The 9,356-nt window shown below is 62.6% G+C and carries 8 protein-coding genes; 1 reads left to right on the top strand and 7 read right to left on the bottom strand.

Annotation, left to right across the window (positions count from 1 at the left end):
* The 4 genes from KBZ07_RS02290 to KBZ07_RS02275 form a co-directional block, all read right to left on the bottom strand.
* Positions 1-1,148, bottom strand: a 1,148-nt coding sequence (locus KBZ07_RS02290) for a tandem-95 repeat protein (RefSeq protein WP_254930090.1), incomplete at its 3' end; no start/stop codon positions are given.
* Positions 1,149-1,385: 237 nt separating this feature from the next.
* Positions 1,386-2,792, bottom strand: coding sequence for an HlyD family type I secretion periplasmic adaptor subunit (locus KBZ07_RS02285; protein WP_254930089.1), 1,407 nt, complete (start codon positions 2,790-2,792; stop codon positions 1,386-1,388).
* A gap of 36 nt (positions 2,793-2,828) precedes the next feature.
* The gene (locus tag KBZ07_RS02280) at positions 2,829-4,961 is read right to left on the bottom strand and encodes an ATP-binding cassette domain-containing protein (RefSeq protein WP_254930088.1); all 2,133 of its coding nucleotides are present in this window, start codon (positions 4,959-4,961) and stop codon (positions 2,829-2,831) included.
* Positions 4,958-6,664 (bottom strand): ABC transporter transmembrane domain-containing protein, encoded by a 1,707-nt coding sequence (locus KBZ07_RS02275; protein ID WP_254930087.1) that lies wholly within the window; start codon positions 6,662-6,664, stop codon positions 4,958-4,960. The genes KBZ07_RS02280 and KBZ07_RS02275 overlap by 4 nt, the downstream gene beginning before the upstream one ends.
* Before the next feature lie 198 nt (positions 6,665-6,862).
* On the opposite strand from KBZ07_RS02275, the gene KBZ07_RS02270 reads away from it, so the two are divergent.
* Positions 6,863-7,534 (top strand): hypothetical protein, encoded by a 672-nt coding sequence (locus KBZ07_RS02270; protein ID WP_254930086.1) that lies wholly within the window; start codon positions 6,863-6,865, stop codon positions 7,532-7,534.
* On the opposite strand, the gene folP is transcribed toward KBZ07_RS02270, so the two are convergent.
* The 3 genes from folP to KBZ07_RS02255 form a co-directional block, all read right to left on the bottom strand.
* The gene (gene folP, locus KBZ07_RS02265) at positions 7,519-8,316 is read right to left on the bottom strand and encodes a dihydropteroate synthase (protein WP_254930091.1); all 798 of its coding nucleotides are present in this window, start codon (positions 8,314-8,316) and stop codon (positions 7,519-7,521) included. The two genes, KBZ07_RS02270 and folP, sit on opposite strands and share 16 nt — an antisense overlap.
* A gap of 71 nt (positions 8,317-8,387) precedes the next feature.
* A complete protein-coding gene (gene tpiA, locus KBZ07_RS02260; protein ID WP_106632960.1) occupies positions 8,388-9,116 on the bottom strand; it encodes a triose-phosphate isomerase in 729 nt (242 codons plus the stop codon).
* 28 nt (positions 9,117-9,144) lie between these two features.
* Entirely contained in the window at positions 9,145-9,342 is a 198-nt protein-coding gene (locus tag KBZ07_RS02255; protein ID WP_106632961.1) for an RNA-binding S4 domain-containing protein, read from the bottom strand.
* Positions 9,343-9,356 lie beyond the last annotated feature (14 nt).

The following is a 9,356-nucleotide window of genomic DNA, read 5'->3' as shown; positions in this document are numbered from 1 at the left end:
TCGCCGAAGGACACCGTGCCGCTGGCACTCAGATCCTGAGCCGAGGCATCAGCAGCTTCCGTGAAGCCGAAGTTGGCCACATCACCGATGGTGGGTCCGTCATTGGTGCCGGTAATGGTGATCGTCAGCGTCGACGTATCCGTTCCGCCATTCCCATCACTCACCAAATAGCTGATCGGCGGCACACTGCCGTCGTAGTTCGCGACTGGCGTGAATGTGTAATTGCCATTGCCATCAATGGTGATCGTGCCCACACCAGCAATCGTCGCTGTCTCACCAGGCAGATAAACCTTCGGGTCACCAGGCACGCTGAACTGCGTCACCACTGGCGTTCCGCCATCTGGATCCACCACGTTCAACAGCACATTCCCCGTTGCCGGGTTGTCTTCGTTGATCGTCTGGCTTTCATCCCCATCCACCGGCGGATCATTCACCGGCGTCACCGTGATGCTCAGCGTTGAGGTCGCGGTTCCACCCGCCTGATCCGACAACGCATAGGTGATCGGCGGCACGCTGCCGTTGTAGTTCTCAACCGGCGTGAACGTGTAGTCGCCGTTGGCCGCGATCGTGATCGTGCCGATGCCGTCGATCGTGGCCGTCTGGCCGGGCTGGTAGACCGTGGGATCACCGGGAATCGTGAACTGCGTCACCACAGCCGGACCACCGTCCGGATCCTCCACATTCAGGAGGACATTGCCCGTTGCGACGCCGTCCTCATCGATGGTCTGGGTCTCATCGAGGTCCAGAGGGGGAATGTTGGCCGCCGTTGGCTCCGGCGGAGGCGCCAACGGGTTCGGTGTAGCCAACGTCGGATCGCTCTGCGCCACACCCGTTTGCACCACGGACGGCTGCTGCGGTGCAGCGTTCGTGGTGCTAGTGCCGCCAATGCCACCACCACCGCCGCCTTCGGGATCGGTCTCCGGATCATCCACATTGGTGGTGACGTCCTGGACACCAGGGCCTGACTCAGGGGCATCTTCAATGGGAGTGTTGTCTTCTCCCTCACCGGTCGGGGTGTTGCCCTCGTCGGTGGCACCCGTGCCGCCCGCTAAGTAGGTCTCGCCCTCGGGAGGCTGGTTGACCCTATTGCGACTTTCCGAATCGCCCTCGTTTTCGCCAGTGAAGTTCGTGAATTGCATCGAATCCATGGGTATTGCCGCGAAGGAACGAAACGGGGGACAGGCCGAGGCAGCTGCGCACAGCGACCCATCGGGTTCTGTATCCAAGGTATGCACAGCGGAGCGCCATGCCTAGGGGAAAAACCGTTCAGCAGAGCCACTGCAGAACTGCGGCAACAAATCCGCCAATAAAAAACCCCAGATTGACTGCAGAGCAATCGATCTGGGGTTTCTGAGAGGTCGCTGAGAGTTGGGAGCGAATGGCCCTCAGCGCGATTCGCGCAGGGCCGAATCCAGGGTGCGGGTGAACGGCTGGAAGATGTAGCGCAGCACGCTGCGCTGGGGGCCCTTGATGTCGGCCACCAGGGGCATGCCAACGGAGATCGGGTACTTGCGGTTGGCCACATCCACAAATTGGCGATCCAGCTGGATGCGGGCCTTGTAGTAATACTTGCGGTCGTCGGGGTCTTGCACCGAGTTACCGCCGATGCTCAGCACCCGGCCGGGCACCGAGCCATAGATGGTGGAATCAAAGGGCTGGAGTTTTACATCCACCTTCTGACCGGGCTTCACAAAGCCGATATCAGACGAGGGCACCCGCACCTCCACCAGCCGCTGGGTGCTGTTTGGCACCACCGACAGCACCACCGCACCAGGACCCACAACGCCACCGGGGGCCTTGAAGCGCAGGTCGCTCACCACACCGTCAACCGGGGCCGTGATCTTGGTGCGCTCCAACTGGTTGCGCACCTTCTTGATGTTTTCGGCAACCACGGCCTCCTCATTCACTAGCTGGGCAACTTGGGAGTTCTGCTCGAACACCAGACCCGACTTCACGCCATTGAGGTTTGCCTCCGCCTGGGAGAGAGCCTTGAGCGACTCATTGCGGGCACCGCGCATCTCGGCCAGCTTGGTATCGATATCGAGCAGGTTGAGGCGGGAAGCGGCTCCGGAGGCCACCAATCCAGCCCACATCGCTCGCTGCTTTAGATAGAGGGCAATCTGGCTGTTGAGGCCCGAAACCTCAGCTCGCTTCTCCCCCACCACGGCCTGAGCCGCCTTTATCTGGTCTTCGCGGTTGTCCATGCGGCTGTTGAGCAGGTCCACCTGGGCCTGGCTCACCTTGTTGCCCTGCTTGATGCCCTCGGTGGGAGGCAGCACCCGCTCACCACGGATGGCCGCCTGCAGCTGCTGTTGCTGCAGCAGCAGGTTTTTTAGCTGTTGCTCAGTAGCGCGGTATTCGCTTTCCACCAGGTTGGGGCGCAGCTCCAGCATCACCTGGCCCTCGCGCACCTCATCGCCGTCGCTCACATCCACCCGCGACACAATGCCGCCCTCGAGGTGCTGCACCACATTCACCTCTCCTTTGGGAATCACCTCGCCGGAGGCATTCACCACCTGGGTGATGGGGGTGAGCGCCGCCCAGGGGAAGAAGATCAAGGCCGCCGCGCCGAGCACATAGAGGCTGAGCCGCAGGTAGCGGTTGTCTGGTTTTTCCTCCAGCTCCAGGGCCTGGCTAAGGCGGCTGCGGCCCACCAGGGTGATCGCATCAGGGCTGTCCATGCCGGGCAGCCGGGCCAGCAGGCCGCCGGCGGGCGGAAGGGCCAAGGAAGAGGAATCAGCAGGGTCGCTGCCAGAAATGGAGTTGGGGCCGTTGACGGGTATGGAGGTCATGACGAGGAAGGGGTGCGGTGAAATAAAGAAAAGGGATCAGGCTGCTTTCTGTTGCATACGCGCTCGCAGCTCCTCAGCCGTGCCCTGGAACGAGGTGACGCCTTTATCAAGGATGCAGAGACGATCAGCCTTCTCCAGCAGCAACTTGTTGTCGGTGGCCAGGATGATGCTGCGGTCCTGACCGCTGAAGGTGCAGCGCCGCAGCGAGGGCAGGGCCTCCAGCACCGCCTGGAACTGATCCGGGGCCAGACCCTGGCTGATGTCGTCGATCAACAGGATCGGCGTGTCCTTGATCAGGGCCTGGGCCAGGGCCATCAACCGGCGCACCCCATTGGGCAACTGATAGACGACCTCATCGGTGAGAGACGTGTCGAAGCCGTCCGGCAAGCAATCGAGGAAATCAAGCAGGCCCAGGCTGGCGCAGATCTGGCGCACCCCAGCCACGGTGGCGTCTGGATTCATGGCCGTGAGGTTGCTCCAGATCGTGCCGGGCAGCAACTGGCTCTGGGGCATCAGGTAGGCGATGTTGCGCTGGATCGCCTCGGCGCTGAACTGGCGGTAGTCCTTGCCATCAAACAGCAGGGTGCCGCTCACCAGCGGATAGAGCTGGTCAACAACCCGCAGCACCGTGCTCTTGCCGCAGCCGGCATTGCCTGTGATTGCCAGCAGTTCGCCCGGCGCCACCGAAAGCGACACCCGGGTGATAGCCAATACCCCTTCGCCGCCAAGACGGCAGGCAGCTGAATCAAGCAGGATCGAGCCGCGCATGCGCGGGGCACTCACCAAGGCACCGGCAGAGCGATTGCTGCTACGCAGCTTGAAGAATTGATCCAGCTGGCCATATTGCTTGCGCATCGAATCGAAGCGCAGCAATGCATTCATCAGCTGCTGAAACGGCGTAAATACCCTGAACACAAAGAACATGGCGGCGATCAGGTTGCCCATGGCCGCCGGACCCTGGTCGTTGCTGTAGGCCATCCACACCCCCACGGCCAAGGTGAGCACCCCTGCCAGCTGGGCGATGGTGCTGGTGATCACCTGCAGGCGACCCACCTGACGGTTGATCGTGAGAGCGCTGCTTGTGCTCTGGGCCGAAAGGCCCCGCAGCCGCTGCAGCCACACCCACTCCACATTGGCCAGCTTCACCTCGAGGAAGCGATTCACCAGCTCCTGCTGTGCTTGCAGAATGCCGATGCCCGTAGCCAGGTTGAGCTCGGAGGCACCGGTGTAGTAGCGCGATAGCAGCCACACCAGCAGGCCGCTCAGCACCATCAGCACCAGCGGCACAAACACCAGCGGCCCGGCGATCAAGGCGATGGCCCCCAGGTAGATCACCACAAAGGGAAAATCCAGACAGGCCAGGGCCAGGGGTCCCTGCAGATAGGCCAGCAGGCCGTCGAGGTTACTCAGCCGGTTGGTGAGACCGTGCTGGCCGAGGGTCTCGATTTGGCGGTAGTCGAGACCGAACAGCTTCTCCACCAGATTCACGCCCAGCAGGGCATCGAGCCGGCCCGAGAGCTGGGAGAGCAGGGTGGTGCGCCACTGGCGCAAGATCCAATCCAGCACAAACAGCACCACCGCCCCCAGGAAGATCCAGAAGGTGGAGAGCAGGCTCGTGCTGGGGATAGATACGTTGTAGATCGCCCGGATGTAGAAGGGCAGCGTGAGCGCCAGCAACGCCAGGGCGAAGCTGATCCCATACAGCACCGAAATCCGGTTGGTGAACCGATAGAGGATCTGCTGCTGCAGGGTCACCCGCTCAGTGCTGCCCTTGTCCTGCAAGAAAACCAACCAACCACCGGTGGGCAGGCTGTAGAGGTCGGTGCGGCCGTTGACATTGCCCGCCACCAGCTCGCCCTTGCTGGTGCGCGAGAGCACGTAGGGCAGGTTGTCTGGCCCCACGTACAGGGCCGGCAGCAGCTGGGGATTGAGCTGGCTCCAGCTCTCTAGTCCCTCAATACGGCTGCCATAGCCGAGCCTCAGCAGCAGGTTGCGGGCATCCACCAGGTCCATCTGGCGGGGGTCGCTGCTGATCAGCTCAAACAGCTCATCGGGACGGCCCGTCCACAGCATCTGCTGCAGCAACAGCCTTACGCAGAAGGCCATCGGCGCTTCCGCGCTGAGGGTGAGGTCGCGCAGCAACATGGCGCGGGAAGGGGAACTGGTCATGCGAACACCTCCCGGCCCTGGGCCGGCATGTCGATTTGTTGGTCACTCACCGAGCCGAGCACCCGGCCAGCGCCACTGATCAGCACGGTGGTCCGGCCCTTGGTGCGGCCCAGAATCCGCTGCAGGCCGTCGATAAACTCCTTGCCGTAAGAGCAGTCGCTGAGGTCGAGCAGCAGCAGCTGAGGGGAGCGGGCCAGGGCCGTCACCACCTGGAACAGCTGCTGGCAATCGCGCGAAAGGCCGGTGGGCAACGAGGTGCCCATGGCCGTGCTGTAGCCCTGAGGCAAGCTGCGAACAGTTGTGTCGAGCCCGGCGAGGAAGGCCCAGAACAGGGCCCGGCGCTGGTAACGGCGGGGCTGGTAGCTGGTGATGTTCTGCAGCAGGGTGCCATCGAAGAAGTCCCGGGAGGGATCCACATAGGCGATGCCATCCCGCAGGGCCTCCCGGTGGTAGCTGCCTATCGGCAGGCCATTGAGCTGGAACCGGGGGTCGGCCTCGATCTGGATCAGAGCCATAAATAGGTGGCGGGCGCTGGCGCCAAATTGCTGATCGCGCAGCAGGGCCACCGAACCATTGGGAATCACTGCCAGGGGCTGGCCATCGATCGCCAGGCTGAGGACACCATCGGCCGGCAGGGCCAGTTTTTTGTCACCGCCTTCAGCTTCTACCGGTGTAGCCATCAGGGCGTCGTATTCATCGCGGGAATGGGCCAGGCGGCGGTAGCTGTTCCAGAGGCCCATGGCCTGCTGCCAAGGGTTGAGAATCTTGCCGGCCAGCAGCAGGGCTGCCGCCAGGGCACCCACCAGCAGCCTTCCCTGGATCACCAGCAGGGCACCCCAGGTGACAATGCCCGCAAAGGTGAGCTGGCTCATCAGGGCACCAAAGGCCTGATATGTGCCGCTGAATTTGTTGTTCACCATGCGCTGCCAGGCCAGCTCCTCCTGGCGCTGCTCGTTGCCCACCAGAAACTGACGGCCCAGGCCATTCGACTTGATCAGGTCGATCGAGCCCATCAGCTTGGTTTGGTAGCTGAGCCGCTCCAGCTCCAGCCGGTCGCGCTCCTTGCTGATCCCCTCGTAGTCGCGAGCGAAGGCCAAGGCCCTCAGCAGGTAAATCACGATGGCGATCACGGCCACGATGCCCACGCTGCCTGCAATCAAGAACAGCACCAGCACAAACAGCAGCGAGAACACCAAGTCGATCGCCGTGGTGAGCGACTGCAGGGCACTCTCATCGCGCAGCAGGTTGATGCTGTTGAGCCGCTCCAAGTGGGTGGCGGGCGAGACGCTCAGATAATCGCTCAGGCGCATCTGTGAGAAGCGCGCCAGCCCCTCAAGGCGCCGCTGGTGCTCTAGCCGGGCGCCGTCACCACCGGTGAAACCAAGCCGGACCGTTTTGAGCCAGCCGCCCAGCACCATCAAAAGCACCACGGCCACCGTCATCACCACCAGGCTCGACATCGAGCCACTCGGCAAAACCGACGTGTAAACGATATTGATGTAGAGGGGGGATGCCAGTTCCAGCAGGTTGATCAACACCGAGGCGATCAAAATGGGCCCAATCTGATACTTACTCCAATCAACCGCGCCAAGCGACTGAAAAAAGCGGTGGTTAACCAGCTCTTGGATCAGCTCCACATTGGTGCGCCAGCCATCCTGGATCCCGTTGATCAGCAGGCTTGGAGCCTGGGCCAGGGCATGCAAGTTGGATCGGCTCGGATCTCTCGGCCTACTCACCATATCAACTCACCAATCAGATCAAAGCTAAGTTCCCCAAATTGCTTTTGGTCTAATCGTCAGGAAAAGTCAGACAATATTCCTTAATTTATTCAGGCAATAGCCGGCTAGATTTATTTTGAAAGCACTACGGCGCCCCGCGCCGTACCCGTTCAGAGCTGAGCTATGTACCGGTTCCGTCTGAGTTCGGAGCAAGTCCAACTGGAGCTTGTTGCCAATGGCAACAGTGCCCGCCTGCCATTTCAGGTGATCGGTCCCACTACCGAGGTGGCCTTTCTTGAAGAGCTGATCGAAGAAAGTCTCGGCAGCCTCACCCTCAACCCGCGCGAGCTATTTGGCTTCCTGGGCAGCGACCCTTGGATTAAGGAGGCTTTCCAGGCGCCTCAGGTTGTGGAAGGCAATCTCAATGCCGCCGCCAGCACCGACACCAGCTTCCAGCACCAAACCCTCGGCAACAAGCTGGTGCAGGCCGGCGTGCTCGACATCGAAGAGCTGGAGCAGCTGCTAGAGGACTATCGCCCCTTTGCTGAAACCCAGCGCTTCGGCGAATTCCTACGGCTCAACCTGCAGGTGCCGCCCCAGATGCTGGATCTGCTGCTCAACCCCGCCCTGTTCGATGAGCAGGGGTTCAATGAGAAGCGCCTGGGTGAGCGCCTGGTGGAAACGGGCTGCATCACCCCTGAGCAACTTGATCAGGCCCTCGACCTGCAACGCAGCAAGGGCGGCCGCGTCGGCGAATTGCTGGCTGAGCTCGGCTTGATCTCCACCAGCACCGCCCACTTTTTCTCGCTGGCCAAAGTCAACGAAAAGGGCCAGATCGATTACCAGTCCGGCTGAGGGGGCCTAAGCGCATCGGCCATGCGGGCAACCTGCACGATTGGCCCAACGTCGTGCACTCGCAGGATGTGGGCCCCCTGGGCAATCGCCTGGCTGCACACCGCCGCCGTGCCCCACAGCCGGGCACGGGGCCTGGGCTCGTTCAACACCGCGCCGATGAAGCGCTTGCGCGAAGGCCCCACCAGTAGGGGAAAGCCTTCCGCCGCCAGGGTGCCTAGACCCCGGAGCAGATCAAGGTTGTGGTCGGTGTCCTTAGCGAAGCCCAACCCCGGATCCCAGATCAGCTGCAGCGGGCGCACCCCCGCCGCCAGAGCCATTTCAGTGGCCGCCATTAGGCCAGCCCGCACCTCCGCCACCACATTTTCGTAGTGGGCAAGCGAGTTCATGCTGCGGCTATCGCCACGGCTGTGCATCAACACCAGGGGGCAGCCGGCAGACGCCGCCAAGCGCAGCAGGGCCGGATCACGCCGGCCGCCGCTGACGTCGTTGATCCAGTGGACGCCCGCCGCCAATGCCGCCTCGGCCACCGCCGCATGGAAGGTGTCGATCGAGAGCAGGGCGCCTGGATGGGCAGCGCGAATAGCAGTAAGAGCCGGCAGCAGCCGCTCAAGCTCCCGCTTGGGCCCCACCTCCTCGGCGCCGGGCCTGGTGCTCTGGGCGCCGAGATCCAACACATCGGCCCCCTTGGCCAGCATCCGCCCAGCAGCGCTCACAGCCTGCGCCACGCTGGCGAGGCGGCCGCCGTCGCTGAAGGAGTCGGGGGTGAGGTTCAGCACCCCCATCACTGCGGTGCGCTCGCCCCAGGCAAAACGGGGTTGATCGATCACGGGGGGCCAGTCTCAGGGAGCCAGTCTCAGCGGCCGTAGTTGACGATGCGGGCAAAGCTCACCGGATCGAGGGAAGCCCCACCCACCAACACCCCGTCGATGTCGCTCTGGGCCATCAAATCGTCGATGGTGGCAGGGTTCACCGAGCCGCCGTATTGCACCGTGACGCCGGGGTTACCCACCCAGCCCCGGATTAGGCCGCAGATGCGGTTTGCCTCCTCAGCGGCGCAGGTCTTGCCGGTACCAATCGCCCAGATCGGCTCGTAGGCCACCACCACCTGGGTGGGATCCACATCCTCAAGGCCCTGTTCGATCTGGCGGTGGATCACCCGCTCGGTTTCATTGGATTCCCGCTGGTCGAGGCTTTCGCCCACGCACAGGATCGGGATCAAGCCATGGCGCTGGGCATTGCGGGCGCGCAGGTTGATCTGCTCATCGCTTTCGCTGTAGTACTTGCGCGGCTCACTGTGGCCAACGATGGCGTAGCTCACCCCGTGCTCCAGCAGCATCGGCGCCGAGATCATGCCCGTGTAGGCCCCCTGGTCTTCCCAGTGCACGTTTTGGCCAGCAAACTTCACACCAGCACCCTCCAGGTGGCGGCAGAGCGTGGGAATCGAGGTGAAAGGCGGAGCGATCACCACCTCCCGATCGTCTGGGGAGTCGGCAATCAGGGGCCGAAACGTGGCCGCAAATACCCGCGTCTCAGCGCAGGTCATGTGCATCTTCCAATTACCCGCGATCACGGCCTTACGCATCGGCCCTCTCCAGCACTGTGAGGAAAACCTAATGGGCCGGCGGCCTGGTCCCCATAAACAGCAGCTCGCGGCCGTCGATGTCGACCGCATCACCGGGGGCCAACTGACGACCGCGACGGGTTTCGATGGCGCCATTCACCCGCACATCACCGCGCTGAATGCGCAGCTTGGCTTCGCCGCCGGTGCCCGCCAGGCCTTGGTATTTAAGGAATTGATCGAGTTTCAAGGGGCGGCTTGGGG

The sequence above is a fragment of the Cyanobium sp. BA20m-14 genome (assembly GCF_024346295.1).
The sequence above is the reverse complement of the archived record's forward strand: the minus strand, read 5'-3'. Positions and strand labels throughout refer to the sequence as shown.